Annotated in this window: 26 protein-coding genes; 18 read left to right on the forward strand and 8 right to left on the reverse strand. The window is 71.3% G+C overall.

Annotation, left to right across the window (positions count from 1 at the left end):
* The first annotated feature begins 236 nt into the window (after positions 1-236).
* Positions 237-1,274, forward strand: a complete 1,038-nt coding sequence (gene queA / locus SAOR_RS11575; protein WP_123631571.1) for a tRNA preQ1(34) S-adenosylmethionine ribosyltransferase-isomerase QueA — start codon at positions 237-239, stop codon at positions 1,272-1,274.
* A 154-nt stretch (positions 1,275-1,428) separates the two neighbouring features.
* Here queA and SAOR_RS11580 read toward each other — a convergent pair whose 3' ends face one another.
* Positions 1,429-2,226: a DUF1206 domain-containing protein gene (locus tag SAOR_RS11580; protein WP_185015660.1), complete on the reverse strand. Its 798-nt coding sequence runs from the start codon at positions 2,224-2,226 to the stop codon at positions 1,429-1,431.
* Positions 2,227-2,275: 49 nt separating this feature from the next.
* Between SAOR_RS11580 and SAOR_RS11585 the strand changes: the two genes are divergently transcribed.
* Together SAOR_RS11585 and SAOR_RS11590 are read left to right on the forward strand one after the other, a co-directional pair.
* A complete protein-coding gene (locus SAOR_RS11585; protein WP_123631573.1) occupies positions 2,276-3,145 on the forward strand; it encodes a phosphatase PAP2 family protein in 870 nt (289 codons plus the stop codon).
* 63 nt (positions 3,146-3,208) lie between these two features.
* Entirely contained in the window at positions 3,209-3,634 is a 426-nt protein-coding gene (locus tag SAOR_RS11590; protein ID WP_123631574.1) for a hypothetical protein, read from the forward strand.
* A 51-nt stretch (positions 3,635-3,685) separates the two neighbouring features.
* Here SAOR_RS11590 and SAOR_RS11595 read toward each other — a convergent pair whose 3' ends face one another.
* Entirely contained in the window at positions 3,686-5,470 is a 1,785-nt protein-coding gene (locus SAOR_RS11595) for a monovalent cation:proton antiporter-2 (CPA2) family protein (RefSeq protein ID WP_123631575.1), read from the reverse strand.
* A gap of 153 nt (positions 5,471-5,623) precedes the next feature.
* On the opposite strand from SAOR_RS11595, the gene SAOR_RS11600 reads away from it, so the two are divergent.
* Genes SAOR_RS11600 through SAOR_RS11610 form a run of 3 tightly spaced genes read left to right on the forward strand, consistent with a single transcriptional unit; the run spans position 5,624 to position 7,653 of the window.
* On the forward strand, positions 5,624-6,934 hold the full coding sequence (locus tag SAOR_RS11600) for an alpha-hydroxy-acid oxidizing protein (protein WP_123631576.1): 1,311 nt from the start codon (positions 5,624-5,626) through the stop codon (positions 6,932-6,934).
* A gap of 13 nt (positions 6,935-6,947) precedes the next feature.
* On the forward strand, positions 6,948-7,256 hold the full coding sequence (locus SAOR_RS11605) for a DUF3301 domain-containing protein (RefSeq protein ID WP_123590218.1): 309 nt from the start codon (positions 6,948-6,950) through the stop codon (positions 7,254-7,256).
* A 43-nt stretch (positions 7,257-7,299) separates the two neighbouring features.
* Positions 7,300-7,653 (forward strand): hypothetical protein, encoded by a 354-nt coding sequence (locus SAOR_RS11610; RefSeq protein ID WP_123631577.1) that lies wholly within the window; start codon positions 7,300-7,302, stop codon positions 7,651-7,653.
* A gap of 155 nt (positions 7,654-7,808) precedes the next feature.
* On the opposite strand, the gene SAOR_RS11615 is transcribed toward SAOR_RS11610, so the two are convergent.
* Both SAOR_RS11615 and SAOR_RS11620 read right to left on the reverse strand, forming a co-directional pair.
* The gene (locus SAOR_RS11615; RefSeq protein WP_123631578.1) at positions 7,809-8,468 is read right to left on the reverse strand and encodes a pyridoxamine 5'-phosphate oxidase family protein; all 660 of its coding nucleotides are present in this window, start codon (positions 8,466-8,468) and stop codon (positions 7,809-7,811) included.
* 82 nt (positions 8,469-8,550) lie between these two features.
* Positions 8,551-9,126: a glutathione S-transferase family protein gene (locus SAOR_RS11620; RefSeq protein WP_123631579.1), complete on the reverse strand. Its 576-nt coding sequence runs from the start codon at positions 9,124-9,126 to the stop codon at positions 8,551-8,553.
* A 170-nt stretch (positions 9,127-9,296) separates the two neighbouring features.
* Here SAOR_RS11620 and SAOR_RS11625 point away from each other — a divergent pair, with 170 nt between their 5' ends.
* From SAOR_RS11625 to SAOR_RS11640, 4 genes are all read left to right on the forward strand, one after another.
* Positions 9,297-9,788 (forward strand): acyl-CoA thioesterase, encoded by a 492-nt coding sequence (locus tag SAOR_RS11625; RefSeq protein WP_123631580.1) that lies wholly within the window; start codon positions 9,297-9,299, stop codon positions 9,786-9,788.
* A gap of 152 nt (positions 9,789-9,940) precedes the next feature.
* Positions 9,941-11,551: an OpgD/OpgG family glucan biosynthesis protein gene (locus tag SAOR_RS11630; protein WP_123631581.1), complete on the forward strand. Its 1,611-nt coding sequence runs from the start codon at positions 9,941-9,943 to the stop codon at positions 11,549-11,551.
* Between the two features lie 88 nt (positions 11,552-11,639).
* Positions 11,640-12,725: an Lnb N-terminal periplasmic domain-containing protein gene (locus tag SAOR_RS11635; RefSeq protein ID WP_123631582.1), complete on the forward strand. Its 1,086-nt coding sequence runs from the start codon at positions 11,640-11,642 to the stop codon at positions 12,723-12,725.
* Complete coding sequence (locus SAOR_RS11640) at positions 12,722-13,354, forward strand: hypothetical protein (protein WP_123631583.1); 633 nt, start codon at positions 12,722-12,724, stop codon at positions 13,352-13,354. Before SAOR_RS11635 ends, SAOR_RS11640 begins: the two co-directional genes overlap by 4 nt.
* Before the next feature lie 219 nt (positions 13,355-13,573).
* On the opposite strand, the gene SAOR_RS11645 is transcribed toward SAOR_RS11640, so the two are convergent.
* Positions 13,574-14,836, reverse strand: coding sequence for a patatin-like phospholipase family protein (locus SAOR_RS11645; RefSeq protein ID WP_123631584.1), 1,263 nt, complete (start codon positions 14,834-14,836; stop codon positions 13,574-13,576).
* 142 nt (positions 14,837-14,978) lie between these two features.
* A complete protein-coding gene (locus SAOR_RS11650) occupies positions 14,979-15,422 on the reverse strand; it encodes an acyl-CoA thioesterase (RefSeq protein ID WP_123631585.1) in 444 nt (147 codons plus the stop codon).
* A 103-nt stretch (positions 15,423-15,525) separates the two neighbouring features.
* Between SAOR_RS11650 and SAOR_RS11655 the strand changes: the two genes are divergently transcribed.
* Positions 15,526-15,969 (forward strand): YbaY family lipoprotein, encoded by a 444-nt coding sequence (locus SAOR_RS11655; RefSeq protein ID WP_185015661.1) that lies wholly within the window; start codon positions 15,526-15,528, stop codon positions 15,967-15,969.
* A 344-nt stretch (positions 15,970-16,313) separates the two neighbouring features.
* On the opposite strand, the gene SAOR_RS11660 is transcribed toward SAOR_RS11655, so the two are convergent.
* On the reverse strand, positions 16,314-17,513 hold the full coding sequence (locus SAOR_RS11660) for a GGDEF domain-containing protein (protein ID WP_185015662.1): 1,200 nt from the start codon (positions 17,511-17,513) through the stop codon (positions 16,314-16,316).
* A gap of 332 nt (positions 17,514-17,845) precedes the next feature.
* On the opposite strand from SAOR_RS11660, the gene SAOR_RS11665 reads away from it, so the two are divergent.
* The 5 genes from SAOR_RS11665 (at position 17,846) to SAOR_RS11685 (ending at position 21,893) form a co-directional block, all read left to right on the forward strand.
* Positions 17,846-18,400 carry a cupin gene (locus SAOR_RS11665; protein WP_123631588.1) on the forward strand — a complete coding sequence of 185 codons (555 nt, stop codon included), beginning with the start codon at positions 17,846-17,848 and terminating at the stop codon, positions 18,398-18,400.
* 51 nt (positions 18,401-18,451) lie between these two features.
* A complete protein-coding gene (locus SAOR_RS11670) occupies positions 18,452-19,522 on the forward strand; it encodes an NAD(P)H-dependent flavin oxidoreductase (protein WP_123631589.1) in 1,071 nt (356 codons plus the stop codon).
* Positions 19,523-19,720: 198 nt separating this feature from the next.
* Positions 19,721-20,932: an MFS transporter gene (locus SAOR_RS11675; RefSeq protein ID WP_123631590.1), complete on the forward strand. Its 1,212-nt coding sequence runs from the start codon at positions 19,721-19,723 to the stop codon at positions 20,930-20,932.
* A 21-nt stretch (positions 20,933-20,953) separates the two neighbouring features.
* Positions 20,954-21,343 carry a tautomerase family protein gene (locus SAOR_RS11680; RefSeq protein WP_123631591.1) on the forward strand — a complete coding sequence of 130 codons (390 nt, stop codon included), beginning with the start codon at positions 20,954-20,956 and terminating at the stop codon, positions 21,341-21,343.
* Positions 21,344-21,404: 61 nt separating this feature from the next.
* Positions 21,405-21,893, forward strand: a complete 489-nt coding sequence (locus SAOR_RS11685; RefSeq protein ID WP_123631592.1) for a nucleoside deaminase — start codon at positions 21,405-21,407, stop codon at positions 21,891-21,893.
* Positions 21,894-22,011: 118 nt separating this feature from the next.
* Here SAOR_RS11685 and SAOR_RS11690 read toward each other — a convergent pair whose 3' ends face one another.
* A complete protein-coding gene (locus tag SAOR_RS11690) occupies positions 22,012-22,212 on the reverse strand; it encodes a DUF2905 domain-containing protein (RefSeq protein ID WP_123631593.1) in 201 nt (66 codons plus the stop codon).
* A gap of 257 nt (positions 22,213-22,469) precedes the next feature.
* On the opposite strand from SAOR_RS11690, the gene SAOR_RS11695 reads away from it, so the two are divergent.
* Positions 22,470-22,946, forward strand: a complete 477-nt coding sequence (locus tag SAOR_RS11695; protein ID WP_123631594.1) for a YbhB/YbcL family Raf kinase inhibitor-like protein — start codon at positions 22,470-22,472, stop codon at positions 22,944-22,946.
* 546 nt (positions 22,947-23,492) lie between these two features.
* Complete coding sequence (locus tag SAOR_RS11700; RefSeq protein ID WP_123631595.1) at positions 23,493-23,918, forward strand: VOC family protein; 426 nt, start codon at positions 23,493-23,495, stop codon at positions 23,916-23,918.
* Positions 23,919-23,978 lie beyond the last annotated feature (60 nt).

Here is a 23,978-nt window from a genome sequence, read left to right on the forward strand (position 1 = left end):
GCCCGCGCGTCGACGCCGGTCGCATGGAACCGGCGTCGACGCGAACGCGGCAGCCCCCGGCACGCGACCGGCCAGCCTCGGCGTCGGCCCGTCGCGCCCGCGTATCGTCGGCACCCGCGGCATCATTCGACCCGCGCCGAGCCTGGTACGCGAACCGGGCCCGCGCGGCGACCGCGCTTGCCGCAGCCGGCGCCGGGCGCCAGAATCCGCGCCAGCCGCCGACCGAGCCCGTGTTGATGGACAAGCGCGATTTCGATTACGACCTGCCCGAGCACCGGATCGCCCAGCGGCCGCCGGCACGGCGCAGTGCCTCGCGGCTGCTGCATCTGGATCGCGAGGGCGAACGCGCGGACCGGGCGATCACGGATCTGGTCGACCTGCTCGAGCCCGGCGATCTGCTGGTCTTCAACGACACCCGGGTGCTGGCCGCACGCCTGTACGGCCAGAAGGCCAGCGGCGGTCGGGTCGAGGTCATGCTCGAACGCGTGCTCGACAGCGTCCGGATCTCGGCCAAGATCCGGGCGAACAAACCGCCGCGCGCGGACACGCGGATCGCCATCGGCGACTTCATGCTGCAGGTCACCGCCCGTCGCGGCGAGCTCTACACCCTGACGCTGGAGACCGGCACGGTCGCCGCGCTGCTGGACACCCACGGCCACGTGCCGCTGCCGCCCTACATCCGGCGTGCCGACACCCCGGCGGATCTGGAGCGCTACCAGACCCTCTGGGCCCGGCACGAGGGCGCGGTCGCCGCGCCGACGGCGGGCCTGCACTTCGACACGCCGCTGCTGGAGGCGCTCGCCGCGCGGGGCGTGGCCTTCGGCTACGCCACGCTGCACGTGGGCTCGGGCACCTATCAGCGCCTGCGCGAGGGCGACGTGCGCAGCCAGCGCCTACATGCCGAACGCGTGGCGGTCGACGACGCGCTCTGCGCCCTGATCGAGCGCACCCGGGCAGCCGGGCGACGGGTGGTCGCGGTCGGGACCACCGTGGTGCGGAGCCTGGAAAGCGCGGCGCGCCAGCCGGGCACCGAGGGCCGCATCGCGCCGTTTTCGGGCGAGACCGCGCTGTTCATCAAGCCGGGCGACCCGTTTCACGTCGTCGACGCCGTGCTCACCAACTTCCACGAACCGCAGTCCAGTCTGCTGATGCTGGTCGCCGCCTTCGCCGGGCGCGAACGCGTGCTCGAGGCCTACGCCCACGCAGTGAACGCGGAATATCGGTTCCTGAGCTACGGCGACGCCATGTTCATCGAACGGACCGCCGCCGGCTGAGGCCGCTCGACGTCACCGATCTGTCCGCGCTGGCACCCGACGCCGGGGCGCAGCCGACCGGCCGCCAGTCTGCCGCGGCCCGGTCGCACGGATCCGTCCCGGCGCCGGCAGGCCGAACGCATGTCCACGGCCACCACGCCGGTATCGATCGCGCCTAGCGCAGGGCCGCGCCCAGACCGACCCGGCGCACGAACGCCTCGATGAGGCCGTAGGCGCCGAACGCGATCAGTCCCAGGGCCAGGCCGGCGAGCATGATCCGCCCGTAGAGCCGGTCCTGAATCCACAGCATGACCCCCTCCACGCCGCGGGCCTCGGAGGGCTCGAGCGTGAGCGCGGCGTAGAGCACGAAACCGCCGACCCCGAGGAAGAGCAGCCCGCGGGCGAACAGGCCGAACCGGGCGACGGGATCAATCCAGGCCATCGCCCGCGGCGAGGCCTCGAACCATTTCCGGTAGCCGCAGCGCACCGCCTTGACCAGATGCGCCACGCCCGCGCCGACGATCGCCGCCCCCCCGGCGATCACCAGCATGCGGCCCGCCGGCCAGTCGAGAATGCGCTCGACCGCGCGCTGGACCGGCTTGCCGTTGCCGCCGGACCAGCGCATGGCGATCTGGACACAGGCCCAGGCCAGCGATATATGCAGCGCGGCACTCACCAGCAGCCCGCCCCGGATCGCCAGCGCGGTGGGCCGCCAGCCGTGGCCGTCCACATCCAGCGTGGTCTGCACGAAGCGCCAGAGGCCGTAGGCCAGCAGCCCCGCGGCCAGTCCGAACAGCACGATGTCGCCGCCGGTCTGATGGCCGATCTCGCGCATGGCGCCGTGCACGTCCTCCACCTCGTCGAACTCCAGCGCGGCGTTGAACGTCAGCGCGCCGAGCGCGAGATAGACGAGACCGCGCGCGCCATAGCCGGCCCGCGCGACCCAGCGCACCGTCATACGCGTGTAATCCATCCCCTGTCCCCCGCTATACTGCCGGCCCGTAAACGTCCCCGAGAATCCGATGTCCCCGCTGCCATTCTGGCAACTGCTGCTGATGCTCGTCGCCGCCCTGGTCGCGAGCCGTTTCATCGCCTGGTGGCTCTGGCGGGCGCTCGCGTTCTCGGGCCCGCGCGTGGGCCGCGGCCTCACCGGGCTGGCGCAACGGCCGCGGCTGGGCGGCTGGCTCCAGCGCCGGTTTCCCGGCACGACGCGGCTGGTGGCGGCACGGACCGCGGTCGACCGCTTCTCCGGGCTGCCGCTGACGCTGATCGCAGCGCTGGCACTGTATCTGATATTTCTGGGGGTGGGCCTGGTGGAGGATCTCGTCGAGGGCGAGGAGCTGATCGCCTTCGACCGCCGGTTCAACGACGCGCTCGGCGTGATCCGCAACCCGCATGTCGTCGACCTGTTCGGCTGGATCACGGGCCTGGGCAACACCGAGACCCTGGTCGCGGTGATGCTGGTGGCCACGGGGTTTCTCTGGGCACACGGGCGCCACCGCTACATTCCGGGACTGGTGCTCGCGGTCGTCGGCTCGCAGGCGCTGACCTATGCGGGCAAGTTCGCCTTCGACCGGGACCGGCCGGACTTCGTGACCTTCGCCACCGCCTCGACGCCGTCCTTCCCGAGCGCGCACGCCACCGGGGCGATCGCGGTCTACGGCTTCATCATCTACGCCATCGCCCGCGACCTGCCGGGCATGGGCCGGCGTTTCGAACTGGGCTATTGGGGCCTCGTGCTGATCGCGCTCATCGCCTCCAGTCGCGCGGTGCTCTCGGTGCACTACGTCAGCGATATCGGTGCCGGCCTGCTGGTGGGTGGATTCTGGCTGTTGTCGGGTTTTGCGCTTACCGAGTATCTGCGCCAGCGTGAGGGTGTCCGCCGTCTGTAGCTGTCTCGTGATAGGTTTGTTGGGTAATTAAAAATACCAACAACGTCGCGAGGGGATGACCCCATGATCTCGAAACTCTCACTCGGCTTCGCCGCCGGCGCGCTCGGCGGCCTGGCGACCGCGCTCACCATCTGGCTGTTCGGCACCCTGGGCATCACCCAGGCCGCCGGCGTCGGCATCGCGCCGTCGCTCGGCCCGGCGTTTCTCTACGGACCGATCATCTGGGGCGGGATCTGGGGCTGGCTGTTCCTGACGCCGCTGGCCGCCGGTCTGCCGCTACTGCTGCGCGGCCTGCTGCTCAGCCTCGGGCCGTCGCTGGCCCAGTGCTTCGTGGTGTTCCCGTTCAAGCTCGACGCCGGCGTGCTCGGCCTGGCGCTCGGCGCGCTCACGCCGGTCTTCGTGCTGATCTTCAACGCCGTCTGGGGACTCGTCACCGCAGCCACGCTCGCGGCGCAGGGCGCCGCGCTGCCTCGCCGGGCCCGCGTCTAGCCGCGCCTCGCCCCCGTGCCCCGGCGAGCGTCGCCGGGGGCGGGCCTCCCGCTATTCGCCGGCGTGCTCGGCGGCGTCGCGCTCGAACTGTTCCTCCAGTTCCTGGGCGGCCTCCATCACCAGCTTGGCGTAGCGGGTCTCGTCGTCGGCCGCGTGATAGTGCTCGAACAGGCGCTTCTCGTCATGGGCGCGGAACAGTGTCTTGGCACGCTTGATCTCGTCGGGCTTGAACCCCAGCACCTTGAGCGCGTCGCCGGCCAGCTCGAGGCTGGAGAGAAAGGTCTCGCGCTGGAGCACGGTCACGCCCAGGTCCATCAGTTCGTAGGCGTGCTTGCGATTGCGGGCGCGCGCGATGACCTGAATGTCCGGATAGTGCTCGCGCACGGTGCGCGCGGTACGCAGCGAGGCCTCCCGATTGCCGATCGCGAGCACGAACAGCCGGGCCTGCTCGATGCCCGCGGCACGCAGCAGGTCCAGGCGCGAAGCGTCGCCGTAGTAGACCTTGTTGCCGTACTTGCGCACGAAGTCCACCTGATCGGCGTTGATCTCGAGCGCGGTGAAGCCCACGTGCTTGGCCCGAAGCAGCCGCGCCACGATCTGGCCGACACGGCCGAAGCCGGCGATGAACACCGGATGCTCGGCGGCCTCGGGGGTCTCGAAGGCCGGCTCGCTTTTCGGCATGCGCCAGGTGTTGTAGTAGGCCACCAGCTTGACGAACAGCGGCGTGATCACCATCGACAGGGTCACCGTGGCGACCAGCAGATCGGCCTCGGCCTGCACGAACAGCCCGCCGGCGACCGCCGTCGACAGAATCACGAACGCGAATTCCCCGCCCTGCGGCAGATAGGCCGCCAGACCGCGGGCGGCGGGCCAGCTCAGGCCGTGTCGCCGGCCCAGCACGAACAGGATCGCGGCCTTGACGCCGATCAGGCCCGCCGTCAGCGCGAGCAGAAACAGCGGCTGCGCGGCGATCAGACCGAGGTTGATGGACATGCCCACGGCGATGAAGAACAGGCCGATGAGCAGATCCTTGAACGGCTCGATGTTGGCTTCCAGTTCGTGCCGGTATTCCGAGTCCGCCAGCAGCACGCCGGCCACGAACGCCCCAAGCGCCACCGAGATGCCGGTGGCCTCCATCACCACCGCCGTGCCCACCACGATCAGCAGCGTCATGGCGGTGAAGATCTCGTGCATGCGGGTCGCGGCGACCAGCCGGAAGATCGGCCGCAGCAGATAATGGCCGCCGACCACCATGGCCGCGAGCACCAGCGCGATCTTGACCGTCTCCCAGAGCGCGCCGAGGAAGCTGACCGATTCGCTGCCCGCGGTCAGCAGCGGCAGCAGCGCCAGAATCGGAATCACGGCGAGATCCTGAAACAGCAGGATCGCGAACGCCGAACGCCCGTGTCGGGCGGTGAGTTCGCCGCGCTCGGCGAGCAGCTGCAGGGCGAAGGCGGTCGACGACAGCGCCAGGGCGAGGCCCGCCACGATCGCCGGCACGGGCGGCATCTCCAGCACCAGGGACGCGGCCAGCGCCAGCGCCGCGGCGCTCAGGCCCACCTGCATGCCGCCGAGCCCGATGATGGTCTTGCGCAGCGCCCACAGCCGGCGCGGCTGCATCTCCAGACCGATGATGAACAGCAGCAGCACGACGCCGAACTCGGCGATGTGCAGCACCTGCTCGACGTCGCCGATCAGACCCAGCGCCCAGGGCCCGATGATCACGCCCGCCGCCAGATAGCCCAGCACCGAGCCCAGGCCCAAGCGCTGGGCGATCGGCACCGCGATCACGGCGGCGGCCAGAAAGATGGCGATTTCCTCAAGCAGCGGACCCACGTTCCATCCCCCTTGCAGTGCGGCCGACGACCCTCGGCCCCGTCGATTCTAGCCGAGTCGCCGGCCCCGCGCGGGCACGGCATGCACCGCGCTTGCTAAGGTCGGGCCGAGCCCGCGCCCGCCGCCACCCGCCATGACCCGAGCGACACCGACATGACCGCCGACAACCCGCGTACCGGCCCCGTGGCCCGCCAGCAGGCGATCTATTCGGCGGGCATGGCCGGCCGTCGCCCGCGCGTACCCGTGGCCGAGACCGCGCTGGAGGCCGCCGCCCAGCGACGCATGGCGGCGGCCGATTTCGCCTACATCGCCGGCGGCGCCGGGCGCGAGTCCACGATGGCCGCCAATCGCCACGCCTTCGAGCGCTGGCGCATCGTTCCGCGCATGCTGCGCGACGTGGCGCACCGGGACACCGCGATCACCCTGTTCGGCCGGCGCTACCCGCAGCCGTTCCTGCTCTGCCCCATCGGCGTGCTCGAAGCCGCCCACCCGGGCGCCGACGTGGCCGTGGCCCGGGCCGCGGCCGCGCGCGGCGTGCCCATGATCTTCTCCAACCAGGCCAGCCGTTCGATGGAGGACTGCGCCGCCGCGATGGAGGCGGTCGCCCCCGGCGCGCCGCGCTGGTTCCAGCTCTACTGGTCGAAATCGGACGCGCTGGTGGAATCGCTGGTCGCCCGCGCCGAGGCCTGCGGCTGCGAGGCGCTGGTGGTCACCCTGGACACCACGCTGCTCGGCTGGCGCAGCCGCGATCTGGATCTGGCCCATCTGCCCTTTCTGCTCGGCCGGGGCATCGCCCAGTACACCTCGGACCCGGTCTTCACCGCGGGCCTGGACGCCGCCGCCGACGACGGCCCGCGGCCGCCGGTGAACCTGACCACCCTGCGCAACGTGCTCGCCGCGGCGCGCCACTATCCCGGCTCCAGTCTGGCCGCGCTGACCAGCGGCCGGGCGCTGGCCGCGGTCCGCCGCTTCATCGCGACCTACTCGCGGCCGAATCTGACCTGGGGCGAGCTGGCCTGGCTGCGTCAGCGCACGCGTCTGCCGATCGTGCTCAAGGGCGTGCTCGACGCGGACGACGCGCGCATGGCCGCGGATCACGGGGTGGACGGCCTCATCGTGTCCAATCACGGCGGCCGCCAGGTCGACGGCGCGGTGGCCAGCCTCGACGCGCTGCCCGCGGTGGCGGCCGCCGCGCCCAAGCTGCCGGTGATCCTGGATTCCGGCGTGCGCGGCGGCGCCGACGTGTTCAAGGCGCTCGCGCTGGGGGCGACCGCAGTCGGGCTCGGCCGCCCCTACGCCTACGGCCTGGCCCTGGCCGGCGAAGCCGGTGCGGGCGAGGTCATGGACAATCTGGCCGCCGATTTCGAACTGATCATGGCGCTGGCCGGCTGCCGCGGGATCGACGAGATCCGAAACGGCGCCGCCCGCATCGTGCCCAACGACGCCCCGGCGGCCGGCGCCTGAGGCGGGCTCGAGCGTGCTGTTCGACTATTTCCCCTGGCTGATCGGCACCGCGCTCGTCGCCATCTTCTGGTGGCAGTCGCTCGGCGCCCGGTCGCGAGCCCGCCGGGCCGCGCTCGCGGCCTGCGAACAAGCGCGCATGACCTTCATCGACGAACTGGCCTTCGACCGCATCGGCCTCGGCCGCGGGTTTATCAAGCGCCGTTATCGCTTCGAGTTCTATCAGCGCGGCGACCGGCGCTACGGCGGCATCGTGGACATGCACGGGCTGCACGTCGCCCGGGTCCAGCTCGAGGCGCATCCGTTCAGCGAGGAGTCCGCCTGAGCGGGCGATGCTGGGCCGTCACACCCGCTCGAAGATTCCCGGCATGCACACACCCGATCACCGCCGGCGGCGCGCGGCGCTCCTGCTCGCGCTCGCCGGCTTCGTGTCCACCGCCGCCCTCGCCTCGACCGAAGCGGCCTGGCAGGCCTTCCGTGACGACGTCGAGGCCGGCTGCCGGGCGGCGGCCGACGACGACGGCTTCGAGGTCGAGACGATCACCGTCGACCCATTCGGCTCACAGCACTACGGTCTGGCCCGGTTGACCGGCCGCGCGCCCGGCACGGACCGCCGGCAGCAGCGGCTGTGCGCCTACGACAAGCAGACGAAGGTGGCCGAGGTCGGCACGGCGATGGCGATCGACGACCCGTCCGCCGCCGGGCGCGCCGCGGGCCCGTAAGGACCGCCGGTGCGACTCGGGTCGCCGCTCGGGCGCGTTCTTCGGCCGCGTCCGCTCGACCGGCCGGGACGCGCCGCCCTCAGGCCGCGCTGCGGCAGCGTCGATTTCGCCGGATCCGAAAACCGGCGCGGTGGCGTGAGCGGCGGGACCAGCCCCTATGCGCGCGGATCGCCGCGCTGGATGCTGTCGATCCACTCGTCCTCGGTGATGTGGCCCTCGCGGTCGGCCTCGGCCCGGTCGGCGTCGCTGAGCACGTCCTGCAGGCCGTCGATGCGCTTCCAGCCGGCCAGCGGCGCCCGGGCCCGGGCGTCCGGCACGTAGCGGGAGTTCGACAGCTTGCGGTAGCGATGGATGTAGCGCGGGCAGTTCTGCCAGACCGCATGCAGCGCCACCCGCACCACGAGATCGGCGCCCGGCCAGTCGCCGATCAGCGGGTCGTCGACGGCTACCGTCGCCCGACCCTGGGCGCGCAGGCGGAAGGGCTTCTCGAAGTCGATGAACAGCAGGCCCACCTCGGGATGGGCGTCGGCATTGCCCATCGACAGATACATGCCGTTGCCGTCGTAGTTGGGAAACGCCAGCGTGGTCTCGTCCAGCACCCGCACGAAACCCGGCGCGCCGCCCTTGTAGGACACGGTCGGCCAGCCGCGGGCATCGACCGTCGACAGGAAGAACATGTCGCGCGATTCGATGAAGGCCCGGGCCGCGGGCTCGACACCCGGGCTGGCGGCCACATCCTCGATGCGGTCGGCGAGTTCGCGGGTGTCGAACTGATCCTGCAGGGCCCGGTGGGCCGGGCCGTAGAGTCGGCTCATGGGCGTGCGCTCCTCGCGACCGCGGGCGGTCTTCGGATCAGCCTGTGCCGGCCCGCAGGGGCTGTCAAACCGTCGCCGGGCCTCAGCCGGCGCGACGCGGATCGGTCTCGGCCACCATCGGCTGCCCCCGATGACGCTCGCGCACGCCGCGCAGCGCCGCGTGCTCGGCGAAATCGAACATCTCGCGCATCTCGGCCCAGTCGACGAGGCAATAGACGCAGATCGCCGGATAATCCCAGGCGTCGAAGGCGCCGTCGGCGGCGACGTCCTCGAGTGCCGTCATCGCACGCGCGATACGCTCGTGCTGGAGCTCGTGGAACGTCGCGCCGTCGTGGATGTCGAGGCCGGACTTGTGCGACAGCACCAGCGCGACCATCGAATCGTTGGCGGCATCGACGAGCGTGAGCAGGTTCTCCTGATCCCAGCTCAGCGGCGCATGCTCGAATTTGTCGCTGAGATAGCGCGCGATCACCCGCGAGTCGTAGAGGGTGCGGCCGCCATCGACGAGCATCGGAATCTTGAGCGCCGGGTTGCGCGCCCGCAGGGCGTCGCGGTCGGCGCCGTAGATGTCCAGACTCTCGAACTCGTAGGGTCGATCGCCCAGCAGCAGGCGGGTGCGGCGGACATAGGGCGACGTGCCGGATCCGATGAGCTTCATGGCGGGTCTCGCGATGGAATGACGCGCTCAGTCTAGGCGCTCGCGCCGCACGACGCGACGCCGGGCGACCGGCGTATCGCCCCGGGCCGTCGAGCGGGCCGCGGGGCGACGCTTCGCCCGGCGGGCCGCGACCCGCTAGACTCGGCCCCACGACCCGCGCCGAGCCGACCGTGACCGACACCCCCGCCGCCGAGATCACCCTGCGTTTTCTGGCCGAGCCCTCCGACGTCAATTTCGGCGGCAACGTGCACGGCGGCAACGTGATGAAATGGATCGACCATGCCGGCTACACCTGCGCGGCCAACTGGAGCGCGAGCTACTGCGTGACCGCCTACGTCGGCGGCATCCGTTTTCTCGAACCGATCAGCGTGGGCGATCTGGTGACGCTGCACGCGGAGCTGATGCACACGGGCCGCACCAGCATGCACATCTCGGTGAGCGTGCACGCCCGCAATCCGCGCGAGCGCCAGCGGCGCTTCACCACCCACTGCATTCTGGTGTTCGTCGCCCTCGACGAAAGCGGCGGCAAGCAGCCCGTGCCCGCCTTCACGCCCGAGACCGATCACCAGCAGCGGCTCAACGACTACGCCCGCCGCATGATCGAACTGCGCGGCCAGCTCCGCAACGAGGCCGACGCCTTCCTGAGCGACTTCCTGCCCTGAGCCGCCCGGCACGACCGCGCGCCAAACGGCGCCGGGTCGATCGAGGTGCCGGCACGGCGGGGAACCGGGGCAACATAGCGCGTCCGCCCACCGGTACCGGAACCCCCGGCCCGATCGCCTGTCCTTAGAAGGAGCCCACCGAAGGCGACTCCATGCATCGACGCACCCTGCTCAAGACCTCTCTCGCGCTGGCCTCGCTCGGCCTGCCGGGCCTGCCCGCATTCGCCCGCCTGGGCGACGCCTCGGAGGCGCAGCCGTTCGACGGCGAGCGGCTCCGGCAGCGGGCCCGCGAACTCGCCGGGCGGCCGTACGAGTCGCACGTCGAGACACTGCCGGCGACGCTGGCCGATCTCGAGCCGCTGAACTATCAGAAGATCCGCTATGACCCCGCCCAGGCGCTCTGGTCGGGCGACGACGCCTTCGATCTGCGCATGACGTTCTTCCACGTGGGCATGCACTTCAACGTGCCGGTACACATGCACGCGCTCGATCCGGACACGGGCATGGCGCGGCCCATCCACTTCAGCCCGTCCCTGTTCGACTATGGCCAGGCCGGCGTCGACCGGGCGCCGCTGACAGGCCGCGATCTCGGTTTCGCGGGCTTCGTGCTCGCCAGCGCGATCCGCGACGGGCACGTCGACGAAGCCGGCGCGTTTCTGGGCGCGAGCTATTTCCGCTTCCTCGACAAGAACGAACAGTACGGCCTGTCGGCGCGCGGGCTGGCGGTGAACACCGCGCTGGCCTCGGGCGAGGAGTTCCCCGACTTCACCGATTTCTGGTTCGTTCAACCGGAGCCGGGGGCGACCACGGTCACCGTCTACGCCCTGCTCGACTCGCCGAGCGTTACCGGCGCCTATCGCTTCGACATCGACCTGCGCGAGCAGGGCGCGGTCCTGGACGTCGACATGACGCTGTTCACCCGCCGGCCGATCGAGCGGCTGGGCATCGCCCCCATGACCAGCATGTTCCTCAAGGGCACGAGCCAGAGCCAGGCCCGCGACACCATCCACCCGCAGATCCACGACTCGGACCGGCTGGAGATGTGGCGTGGCAACGGCGAGTGGATATGCCGCCCGCTGTTCAACCCGGAGACGCTGCAGTACAACGCCTTCAGCGACGAGAACCCGCGCGGTTTCGGCCTCGTGCAGCACGACCACGACTTTGACAACTATCGCGACGATGTCGCCTGGTACAACCGTCGGCCGAGCCTGTGGGTCGAACCCACCAGCAACTGGGGCGCCGGCGAGATCGCGCTCGTGGAGCTGCCAACCATGGGCGAGACCGTCGACAACATCGTGGCCTTCTGGATCCCCGGAGATCCGGTCGAGGCCGGCCAGCAGCTGGATTATGGTTACCGACTGTACTGGTATCCGCTGCCGCCGGTCAGCCCGAGCCTGGCGCAGGTGGACAAGACCTGGACCGGCATGGGCAACGTCCCGGAGGGCTGGATTCCGGGCGACCGCTCGCCCGAGGAGTATGCCCGCCGATTCGCCGTGGATTTCGTCGGTGATACCCTCGACGAGCTGCCCGACGACGCCGACGTGGTCGCCGACATCAGCATCTCGCGCGGTCGGCTCGGCATGGTCCAGGCACGGCGGTTCGAACCCATCGACGGCTACCGCGCAATCTTCGACTGGATCCCCGAGACCGCCTCGGACGAACCGCTGTCCATGCGGCTCTACCTGCGTGACGGCGACCGCACGCTCACCGAGACCTGGCTCTATCAGTGGGTGCCGCCCAAACCCTCGGAACGCTATTACTAAGCGCCCGCGCCACACCCGCCCCCGGCTTCGCTAGCATGGACGGCATGTTCGAGTCGTCGTCCACCCCCGTCCGCGCACCGGAGCGCCCATGGCCGCGCTGAGCGCGAGCCTGCTCTGGCGCCTGCCGCTCGCCCTCGGCCTGACGCTGCTCGGCGCCTGGGGCAGCGGCGCGCTGTGGTTTCGCGGGCCCCGCGGGTTCGCCGCAGTGCTGCTCGCGCTCTGGCTGGCCCTCACGCTGGTCGCGCTCGCCGGCCTGCTGGCGCCGCCGCTGCGCGAGCTGCGCTGGCCGTCGCTGCTGGCCTTCGCGCTGGTGTTCGTCGCGCTGATCGGCTGGTGGCAGACCATCCGGCCGGCCATGGACCGCGACTGGGCGCCCGACGTCGCACGCCTGCTGGAATCCGAGCGCGACGGCGATCGCGTGGTCCTGCACAACGTGCGCAACTTCGACTGGCGCACCCGCGAGGATTTCACCCCGCGCTGGGAGACCCGCACCTACGATCTGTCGCAACTGCGCTCGGCCGACCTGATCGCGTCCCACTGGATGGGCCCGGCGATCGCACACACGCTGGTCAGCTTCGGCTTCGCCGACGGCCGCCAGCTCGTGTTCTCGGTGGAGGTGCGGCGCACGCGCGAGTCCTCGTTCTCGGCCGTCGGCGGTCTGTTCAAGCAGTCCGAACTGGTGCTGATCGCCGCCGACGAACGCGACATCGTGCGCACCCGCTCGAACGTGCGCGGCGAGGACGTCTACCTCTACCGCGTGGCCCTGCCGCGGGCGGCGATGCGCGACCTCTTCCTCGCCTATCTCGACGAGGCCGAATCGCTGCGCCGCGAACCGCGCTTCTACAACACCCTGCTGTCGAACTGCACCACCATCGTCTACGACATGGTCAAGGCGATCGTGCCCGGGCTGCCGAGCGATTACCGCCTGCTTGCCTCCGGCTATCTGCCGGGCTATATCTACGATCTCGGCGCACTCGACACCTCCCGTCCGCTCGCCGAACTGCGGGCGCGCGGCCACATCAACACCCGCGCCGTCGCCGCCGATGTCGACGGGCACGCCGCGGCGGATTTCCCGCGCGCGATCCGCCGCGGCGTGCCCGCCCCCGACGGCGACCTGATCGAGCCGGGCCCGTCATCTGCACCGGCCGAGGCCGGAAGGACCGCCACACCATGACCGAATCCGTCGTTCCCGGCCCTGACCATCGCCCCGCCCGCCACGCCGCGCTCGCGGTTCTGGGTGCGGCCGCACTGCTGCTGACCGGCTGCAGCGTGCTCGGCGGCGGCGCGGCCGCCGACGACGCCGCGCCGACCGCCCGGCCCGAACCCGGCTCGGCCGTGGACTTCCGCGGCCGCTACACGCCGCTGTCGAACACCGCCATGGCCTTCACAGGCGCGATCGAGATCGACGACGCCGGGCTGACCGCCGCCAAGGGCCTGCGCTACGCTCTGGGCGCACCGGAAACCGTCTACGGACGCGACGGCTATCCCTCCGGTTCGGGAGATGCCCGCTTCGCCGACGTGCTGCTCATCGCCCCGGACACCCCGGTGACCCTGCGCGCGGTCGACAGCGAGCAGGTGGGCGCCGACGCCCCCAACGGCGGCCTGTGCCGCGAGGGCGAAACTCGCTACATCGCCCTGGCCGAAACCGGCACCGCGAGTCAGGCCACGCTCCAGCTCGCTGCCTTCTCGCGCGACCCGCTGAGCGCCGGCGAGACACCGGCGCTGTGCGGCACCTTCAACTACTTCGACGCCGGCGACGTTGGCGGCGACGCCGGGCCCTTGTCCGGGGCCACGGGCGAATAGGCGGCAGACCCGTCGATCGGACGGCGGCCCGACCGGAACGCAGACCGCGTGCGCGCCGATCGACGCGCACGGCGTTGCCTTCCGTCGGCCCGCCAACCCGAGCGATCGAAACGTCCGGCCGTCGCGGCGCCCGCCTTATCCGGCGACCCACCCGGCCGGCCATGCCGTGCGAACCCGGGCAATCTCGTACAGCGCGCGCCGGCCGACGACCAGGGCGCTCTAACGCGCCACCGCGGCGGCGTCGGCGGTCTCGCCGCGCAGGAAAGCCTCGATCTCGTCGATACGGGCATTGGCATCGCGATAGCCGATGTCGATGAGCGCGCGGGTATAGGCCGGATCGAACAGCAGATAGCTGGCCAGATCCGCACTGCGCGCGTCAGGGGTACCCAGCGTCTCCAGCAGAAAGCGCACCGACGCCGGGATGCGATCGGCCAGATCGGCGGCGATCACGGCCAGATCCTCGGAGGGCGAGATCACCAGCGGATGGACGACGCGCATCGGCTCGGCGACGGTGTGCTTGGGCGGCCCGGCGTCGGCGCCGCGGCCATAGGCGGCGACCAGGTCGTTCATGCGTTCGAGATGGTCGATGTCGGCGTCCAGATGATCCAGAAACAGCGCGTTCAGGAAAGTGCCGCAGATCTGGGCCAGCGGCGGCCGCGGCGGCAGACAGGCGGCCGAAGCCGAGGCATGGGCGAACTCGGCGTCGGTGAGCGCGCGGGCGCTGTCCGGGCAACGGATGCCGATGGCCAGCACGCGCTTCGCCCCCAGTCGGATCGCCGGGCTCAGGGGGTTGGTCAGGCGCATGGCGCCGTCGCCGAACCACGCCGACGCGTTCCCGGTGGCCAGCGCCACCGGCGGGAACACCAGCGGTATGGCCGCCGAGGCGCAGACATGGTCGACGCCGATCGTCGCCGGCAGGGCGATCCGCCGGCTCTTCTCCCAGAGCGGATGCCCGGGCCGGCCCTGGATGAAGGTGTATGACTTGCCCGAGTGGTAGCCGGTCGCGGTCACCGCCAGCGCGTACAGCCGCCGCTGAGCGACGGCCTGGCCGATGCCGGCCAGGGGCAGTTCGCGCGCGAGCAGCTCGCGCAGCGGCGCCGCATCGAGCAGGGCCTGGACGCGGCCGCCGCCCAGCATCCGCCCGAGGGCCGCGTCGCCGGCGAAACGCAGGGCGTTGCGTGCCATCGCGCTCAGGCCCGTGCGATAAACCCGATCCGCGGTCAGCCCCGCCCACAGCTCGGCCAGACGGGCAGTGCCGTACTGCAGCCGCGCGGAATAGCCGGCCAGCGCTGCGCCGTTGATCGCCCCGGCCGAGGCGCCGGTGATGATATCGAACGGCGCCGGCCCTTCGGCCAGCGACGGAATCTCGCCGATGCGCTGGAGCACGCCGGCCTGATAGGCCCCGCGCGAACCGCCCGCGGTCAACGCCAGCGCGGTCATGTTCGGCGGCCGCATGGCCAGGCGCGTGGCGGTACGGCTCATCGCCCCGGCAGCGCCGCATCCCGGCCGGATGTCGATACTCGCGTCATCGCTTCGTGTCCCGTGCTGGTCTGACCTGCCGGATCGAAAAGCAATTTGAATGCCAGTCCGCGACGACACCACGCCGCGGTCGAGCCGGTGCGGGTCAGCCGCGGCCGCTCTGGTCGATCACCCGATCCCGGGCGCCGCCGTCGAGCGCGGTTCGCAGATCCTCGGGCAGCGGCGTTTTGGCGAAGGGATCGGTGGTCATGAGCACGTAGACCGCGGTGGCGGTGCACAGCGTGCGGCGATCATCCGCATGCACGATCTCGTGGCCGAGCTCGAACGAGGTCCGCCCGAGACGCGCGACCGTCACCCGGGCTTCGAGCACTTCGTCGAAGTGCGCCGGCGCGCGCCAGTCCAGCGTGAGCCGCACCACCTGATTGTCCAGGCCCCGGGCGAGCAGCTCGGTATAGCCGCAGCCCAGCGCGCGCATGAACTCGGTCATGGCCAGGTCGACGTAGTCGGCGTAACGCGCGTTGAAGACCACGCGCTGGGCGTCGCACTCGTTGTAGCGCACGCGGAAGCGGTAACGAAACGGTTCGTTCATGCCCCCAATCGACCACGGCCGTGGCCCGATTGCAACGTCCAAGAACACGTCCCCGAGCGCGCCTGTCTCAGAAACAAGAGCCAATCGACAACCGGGAGGAGAGATGCCACACCATCCCCGTTTCGCCCCGACACAGACGCTCGCGGCCGCCGGCGCCGGACTCATCGCCCTTGCCAGTGCCGGCGCCGCGCTCGCCCTGGAGGACGGCCAGCAGGCCGTGTTCACCGGTGAACTCGAGGCCCCGGCGCAGGCCGAGTGGCCGGACGACGGGACCGCACGCGTCGCGCTCGTGCAGGTCAGCGGCGATTACAGCGATCCCGAGCTCGTGGCGGAAAAGGAGCTTGGTTCGGTCACTGAGGGCCCGGCGTCCTACGAGCTGACCGTGGACGGCAGCAAACTCGAAGACGGCCGCCAGTACGCGCTCAGCGCCACCGTGACCGACGGTGACGGCGACACGCTGTGGACCCGCGGCGAGCTGACGGCCATCGAACCCATGACCGGGCCGATCTATTCATCGCTGGATCTGACCGCGGCGAACGACGGCTGAGCACTCGCCGCCCGGCCGGCACCGGCGTGCCGGCGTGGCGTGCGTGCACCGTTGGCCCCCGTCGATACGGGCAGGACATGCGGGAATGCGCGTCAGCGCTCGCGGCGGCGCGGGCCGCGAATGGGCAAACGTCGGCCGCGGTTGATCGCGGCGGGCCGCGCACCGGGCGGCGCTCATCCACGCCCGGCAGGCGCACCTCAAGCCGGGCCGCTGGCGCTGACGGTCGTTCGCACACCGACGACTCGCCGCACCCCTCCTGCGCGATGGCGGCGTCCTCGAGCTAGTCTACTGCCGTTCGCGGATCGCGCCGCCCGTCGGCGCGGCGCGGCGCCCGCACCCGAGTGCTACGACCGGCCTTGAGCCGACGTATCGTCCGGCACCAAGCCCTCGCCGACGCTGACGACCCGATTGCGGCCGCCGCGTTTGGCGACATACACCGCCCGATCCGCGGCATGGATGAGCCGATCGATATCAGTCGTATCGCCGAGGTCGTGGGGATCGTAACTGGCGATGCCGATGCTGACGGTCAGCCCCAGCGGCGAGGCGCGCGCATCCGGCATCGGAAACGGCGCGGCGACGACCGCGCTGCGCAGGCGCTCGGCGATCTCGGCCGCGGCCGCCGGACCGGTGCGGGGCAGCAGCACCAGAAACTCCTCGCCGCCATAGCGCGCCATCAGATCCTCCTCGCGGCACAGGGCACGCAGCGCCTCGGCCACGTGGCAGATGGCGGCGTCGCCGGTGCGATGGCCGTGGGTGTCGTTGATGCCCTTGAAGCGGTCGATGTCGATGAACAACAGGCTCGCCGGCTGGCCGCTCTCGCCGTGCGAGTCGAGGCTGCGCATCCCCGCGGCGAGGAACTGGCGGCGATTGGGCAGCCGGGTGAGACCGTCGGTCAGGGCCTGGTGCTCGACCTCGCGCCGATAGCGGAACACGTGCCAGTACATGACCTCCAGCAGCAGCCGGATCGCGAGCACGGGCACGAACCCGGTGCCCATGTAGGCGGCATAGATCCACCAGTCGAGCCCGGTCTGCAGCCCGAACCACGCCGCCAGCGGCGGGAACACGGTGATCGCCATCAGCACCAGCGCGGCGAGCCCCAGCGGCTGCGCCAGCAGCAGGAACGGCGCGAAGATGAAGAAATACAGGAAGCCGCCCATGCCGTACGAGGTGCCGCCGTCGAGCCGTTCGAGGACGACCATGAAAGTGGCCTCGATGAACAACGGCGCGGCCAGCGCGGCGATGCGCGCGGCGCGGCCGTGCACATACCGGACGCTGGCGATCGCCCAGAAAAGCAGCGCGCCGCACTGCATCAGGCGCAGCCAGACGACGTGCCAGGCGCGCGTGGCGTCGATCGCATAGTCCCAGGGGATCATGCCCAGCACGAACACGGCGGTGATGAGCAGGGCCCAGAGCGTGAAGGCGCCGAAATCCCGGGCCTTGGCGTCGAGATATTCCGGCGAATGCACGGCCTGGAGCAGCACGCGCAGCGCCCGGGACCAACCATGCCCCTGCCGATCCATCGGCGTCGCCTGTTCCTGGCCCATTCGACTCGCCCGTCGGCCTTGGCGGCGCGACGCCCCTCGCGACGTTGTCGGCATTCATACTATCCGAGCCCCGCGCGTTTCGCATGCGACGTTCCGGTGAGTCCACGTGCCGTTGTATCGGCGCCCGATCGGCCAATCACCGCGCCCGGCGGCGCATGCAGCGCTCGCGGCGCAGCGGATCAGGGCAAGCCGCTACGCCGGGCCGACGGGCGGCATGGCGACGGCCGCCGACGTGGCCGCACTTCGAGCCCGGCCCACCAGCCGGCCGCGGGGCTGTACCGGCGGTCACGTCTGCGGCAGGCTCGACCCCATCGCCTTGAAGCCATCTCGCCATGCCGCGACAACCTCACTCGACGGCGCCGAACGCCGCTGTATTCGGCGCGCAGCCGCCCGAACCGGCGACCTATCGGCTCGACGACGACGGGCGGACCCCGAACAGCCGCTGGCCGGTCCTGCACTACCGCTCCACCAGCGCCGGCCCCATCGATCCGGCGGTCTGCGAGCGGCGTTTCGCCGCCAACGGCTGGCCGCCGCAATGGCGTGGCGGCGTCTTCGATTTCCACCACTATCATTCGGTCTCGCATGAAGCGCTGGCGATCCATGCCGGCGCCGCCCGGCTGATGCTCGGTGGCGAGGCCGGGCGCATCGTCGAGGTCGCCGCCGGCGACGTGCTGGTCCTGCCCGCCGGCACCGGCCACTGTCGGCTGGGCGCCTCGGCCGACTTCGCGCTTGCCGCGGCCTACCCGCCGGATCAGCAGCACTGGGACCTCTGCCGGCCGGGCGAGACCGACCCCGTCGCGGCCCGGGCGCGCATCGCGGCGCTGGGCGTGCCCGCCTCGGACCCGGTCACCGGCCAGACGGGCGGGCTGCTCGTGCACTGGCGCTGAGCGCGCCGAGGCGCGATCATTCGGGGCGCCGATTCAACGTTCGAGACCCGCATGACAACGAGCGCCAGCCGTGTGACCGACGCCCTGGGCATCACCCACCCCATCATCCAGGCGCCGATGGCGGGCGGCACCACCACGCCCGCACTCGTCGCCGCCGTGGCCGAGGCCGGCGGCCTGGGGTCGATCGGCGCCGGCTATCTGAGCCCGGCGGCCGTGACCGAGGCCATCGCCGAGACCCGGGCGCGCACGGCCCGCCCGTTCGCGGTGAATCTGTTCATCCCGCAGCCGTTCACCGCCGATGCGACGCGGATCGACCGGGCCAACGGCCATCTCGACGCCTTCCGCGCCGAACTCGGCCTGTCGCGCCCGGACACGCCCGCCCGCTACGCGCCCGACTTCGAGGACCAGTTCGAGGCCGTGATCGAGGCGGGCGTGCCCGTGTTCAGCTTCACGTTCGGGGCACTGGACGCCGCGCGCATTCAGCGCCTGCAGGCCGCCGGCACCTGCGTCGTCGGCACCGCCACCACCGTCGTCGAGGCGCGGCATCTCGAGACCATCGGCGTGGACATGATCGTGGCCCAGGGGGCCGAGGCCGGCGGTCATCGCGGCACCTTCCTCGGCGACGCCGCGGACGGGCTCATCGGGACGATGGCGCTGGTGCCGCAGGTGGTCGACGCGGTATCGATCCCGGTGATCGCCTCCGGCGGCATCATGGACGGCCGCGGCATGGCCGCCGCCCGCATGCTGGGCGCCGAGGCGGTGCAGATGGGCAGCGCCTTTCTGGCCTGCGACGAGAGCGGCGCGAAGCCCGCCCACAAGCAGGCCGTGCTCGCCGCCAGCGACACCCCGACCGCCATCACCCGGGCATTCTCGGGCAAGCCGGCGCGCGGGCTGCGCAATCGCTTCATCGACACGCTCGGCCCGTTCGAGCACGAGCTGCCGGACTATCCGGTCCAGAACGCCTGGACCAAGGACATCCGCGCCACGGCCGGCGCCCGCGACCGGCCGGAGTTCATGTCGCTGTGGGCCGGCCAGGCCGCGGGCATGGCGCGCGCCGAGGGCGCCGGGGCGCTGGTCGCGCGTCTGGCCGACGATCTGGAGGCGCATTGGACGCGGCGCTGACAGGCCCCATGGACCCCGCTACCAGCATGTCCGCGGCGGCGCGCAAGGGCCGGCCGCGATGCGGGGCGTGAGTCTCGCGGGCGACCTGGCGCGGGTTTTCGAGGCCGCACCGGGAATACCGCGCGTCGACACGGCCGGTCGGCGGCGGACCGGCCCGGTCACGGCGGCCGAGACACCGGCACTGCGGGCGATGCCGGCATGACGGCGCCCGGCATGGGGCGGCGAGCCTCGCCCTGGCTGCTGGTCGCCTGCGGCGCCACGATCGTGACCCTGTCGATGGGCGCGCGCCAGGCCTTCGGCCTGTTCATGGTGCCCATCGCCCAGGACGTGGGCGTGGACCGGGCCGCCTTCGGGCTCGCCATCGCGATCCAGAATCTGCTGTTCGGGCTGGTCCAGCCGAGCGTGGGCGCGCTGGCCGACCGCTACGGCGCGGGCCGCACCATCGCCGCCGGCGGACTGGTCTATGCCGCCGGCCTGGCCGCGACCGCGACGGCGGGGAGTGCGGCCGGCGTCAACGTGTCGCTGGGGGTGCTGGTCGGACTGGCGCTGGCCGGCACCACGTTCGTGGTCATCCTCGGTGCGGTGGGCCGCGTGGTGCCCGCCGAGCGACGCGGGCGCGCCTTCGGCATCGTCACGGCGGGCGGTTCGATCGGCCAGTGTCTGGTGGTGCCCGCCGTCCAGACGCTCATCGAGGGGCTGGGCTGGCGCACCACGCTCTACGTCCTCGCCGGCCTGATGCTGCTCGTGGTCGCGCTGGCGCGCGGCGTCACCGGCCGCGCGGCCGCACCCGACGCGGCTGCACCAGGCGCCGACTTCGGCCTGCGCGCAGCGGCGGGACACAGCGGCTTCTGGCTGCTCAACGCGGGCTTTTTCGTCTGCGGCTTTCATATCGCCTTTCTGTCGACGCATCTGCCGGCCTATCTGTCGGATCGCGGCGTCGACGCCGCCATCGGCGCCGCCGCACTGGCGGTGATCGGGCTGTTCAACGTCTTCGGCTCCTATTTCTTCGGCTACTGCGGCGATCGCTACCGCAAGAAGCACGTGCTCGCCTGGCTGTATCTGGCCCGGGCCGCGGTGATCGCGCTGTTCCTGCTGGCGCCCCTCGGCGCCACCAGCGCGCTGCTGTTCGCCGCGGCCATCGGCTTTCTCTGGCTCGGCACCGTGCCGCTGACCAGCGGCCTGGTCGGCGAGATCTTCGGCATGCGCAATCTGTCGCTGCTGTTCGGGGTGGTGTTCATGTCGCACCAGTTCGGCAGCTTCTTCGGCGCCTGGGCGGCCGGCTGGTCCTACACGGCCACCGGCGACTACGATCAGGCGTGGCTGGCCTCGATCGCGCTCGCGCTGATCGCGGCCGCGCTGCACTGGCCGATCCGTGATACCCCGCTGGGCACCGCGGCCCGCGCCGACTGACCGCCTCGAACCGGGAGCCAAATGCCGTATCTGCAACTGGACGTGAACGGCCGCCATCCGGCAGCGAAAAAACGCGAACTGGCCACTCGCCTGGCCAGCGCCTATGCCGAGCGCATGGACGCGGACATCCGCCGTATCACGGTCGCGGTGCGCGAGGCCGGCGAGGGCGGCATCTGGCGGATGATCGACGGCGAGCCGGCGCCGGTATCGATGCTGATGTGCGACATCCGGCGTGGACGGCCGGCCGAACAGCGCCTGGCCCTGGCCGAATGCCTGATCGCCGTCTGTGCCGACACGCTCGGCCTGGATCCGATGCGCATCAACGTCGAGTTCACCCAGCACGCCGGCGATGAAATGGTGCATCCGGCCCTCGGCGGCACCAGCCCCGAATGGTCGCCGCCCGGGGAATGAAGCGGCTGCAGCGATCGCGTGACGGCGCTATCGTGACGTGGCCACACCGGCCCGGACCCACATGATCGACGCCACCGACCGCCACCATCTGCAGCGCTGCGTGGCGCTGGCCGCCGAGGCGGTCGCCGCCGGCGACGAGCCCTTCGGCTCGGTGCTGGTGGATGCCAGCGGCGCCGTGCGCGCCGAGGATCGCAACCGCATCGCCGGCGGCGACGCCACGCGCCATCCCGAATTCGCCCTGGCCCGCTGGGCGGCGGCGCATATGGATATCGAGGCGCGCGCGGGCGCCACCGTCTACACCTCCGGCGAACACTGCCCGATGTGCGCGGCCGCCCACGCCTGGGTCGGCCTGGGCCGGATCGTCTACGCCAGTTCCGCGGCCCAGCTCGTCACCTGGCTCGACGCCCTCGGCGTCGCGCGCCCGCCCGTGCGCCCGCTGCCGATCAACGAGATCGCACCCGGCGTGGCCGTCGACGGGCCGGACCCGACGCTCGCCCCGGCCGTGCACGCCCTGCACCGGCGCTGCCACGGCCACGAAACGCCGGAGTGAATACGGCGCGCCGACGCGTCACCCGGGCCGGGCGACGACGCGGCCCTGCGCCCGTATCAACATGGCTGCGGCCGTCGGCGCGCCGGCTCTCCGCATGCAATATCGGGCTCGCCCGCCGCTAACGGCCGAACAACCACAGCAGCAGCGAGATCACCGCGCTGACCAGCACCATGGTGGTGATCGGGAAGTAGAAGGTCGTGTGCTCCCGGCGGATGACGATATCGCCCGGCAGCTGGCCCAGCGGCAGGCGCCCGAGCCACGGCCACAGCAGGCCCACGGCCACGACCAGCAGGCCGACGATGATCAGCGTCTTCGACATCGCGATATTCCGAGCCGTATTTCGAAACGGATGGGACCAACAGCATAACGCCCGCCGCCCGAGGCATGGCGTCGCCGCTGAGCCGGGCCGAGCCGCACGCGCTCGGTCTCGGCCGGGCGCCGGGCCGCGGCTGGAACGACGCGCGAGCCGCACGGCCGGCTGCGCCTGTGGCACGCCCCGTCGCACGGCGCCACTTCAAGAGATCGGTGCTTGCGGGTTAGGCTTGGCACCAACTTCGTTCGGACAAGGAATTCGACATGGCATTCGCTCTCTCGAACATGGCGGTCAGCAGCAGCGCCTTCGGCACGCATGATGCGATCCCGGCCCGGCACAGTCCGGAAGCCGACAACCTCTCGCCGGCGCTGGCCTGGCAGGGCGCGCCGGAGGGCGCCAAATCGTTTGCCGTGATCTGCCACGACCCGGACGCGCCGCTGATCCAGAACGGTACCTACGGTTTCGTTCACTGGCTGCTCTACAATCTGCCGGCTTCGACCAGCGAGCTCGCCGAGGGCACCGACAAGGGCACCGCCGGCGTCAACGACTTCGGCGAACAGAACTACGGCGGACCCATGCCCCCCGAGGGCCACGGCGTCCATCACTATTATTTCTGGGTCCTGGCGCTGGACACGGGCCTGGACCTGCCGCCGGGCCTGAAGTTGCACGAGCTGCTCGACAAGGTCGAGCCGCACCTGCTCGGCATGAATCGTCTGGTGGGTACTTACCAGCGCGACTAGATATGGCCTGCCGGCCCGACCCACCCGGCCCGAACCGCCGCTCGCAATGATGAGCCCGCCGCGCGCGTAGCACCCGGCCCCGGGCGTACCAGGGCCGGCCTGGGCGAGGCCGCGGAACGCGCTCTCGAGCGTATCCGGCAGGGCCGGGCCGTTGTGCCGCAATCCGGCGTCGCCGCGGCTCGTGCGGCACGGCACTTCCGGCGCCCGGTCCCGCACCCAGTCAGCCGGCGGCCCGTGGGTCGGGTCACCCGAACCCGGGCGCCACTCGCCCGGGCATGCGCCCGACCGGCGCGAGTTCAGCACCGCGCCGGCCTCGATCATTCGGGGCTTGGTGGCAGCGATGGTTCACGGCCATCGTCGCGCCCCTCGCCGAACGCGCCGGCGGCTCCGGCGTCAGCCGATTCCGAGCCCCGGGCGGCTTGGCACCGGCCAGGGCGCGGTGGCACGGACGCCAGCGTCGCGAGTGTCGACGAAGTGTGTGGCTGGCACGATCACCCGAGTGCGGTTTATGGTCGCCGGGTCCGATCCACGCCGTCCGGAGTTCCCATGGCGCTGTCCCCCTTTCATCTCGCGATCCCGGTTCACGACCTGCCCGCGGCGCGCCGCTTCTACGGCGAAACCTTCGGCCTGTCCGAAGGCCGCTCCGATACCCAGTGGGTCGACTTCGACTTCTACGGCCACCAGCTCGTCATCCACGAGCACCCGAAGACGCCGGCCCAGGACGGCGCCCACACCAATCCCGTCGACGGCCACGACGTGCCGATCCCGCATTTCGGCATCGTGCTCGAGTGGGCGGAATGGGAGGCGCTGGCCGAGCGCCTGCGCGCCCGCGGCATCGATTTCGTGATCGAGCCGCACATCCGTTTCCGCGGCGAACCGGGCGAACAGGCGACCATGTTCCTGCTCGATCCCTGTGGCAACGCGCTGGAGTTCAAGGCCTTTCAGGACCGCGGCCAGCTGTTCGCGACCTGAGTATCGGCTCGACATCCGCGGCCGCTTGATTTCGCGGCCGCCGGCCGCCATCTCGCAGGG

The organism is Salinisphaera orenii subsp. orenii MK-B5, from assembly GCF_003788635.1.
GTDB lineage: Bacteria > Pseudomonadota > Gammaproteobacteria > Nevskiales > Salinisphaeraceae > Salinisphaera > Salinisphaera orenii.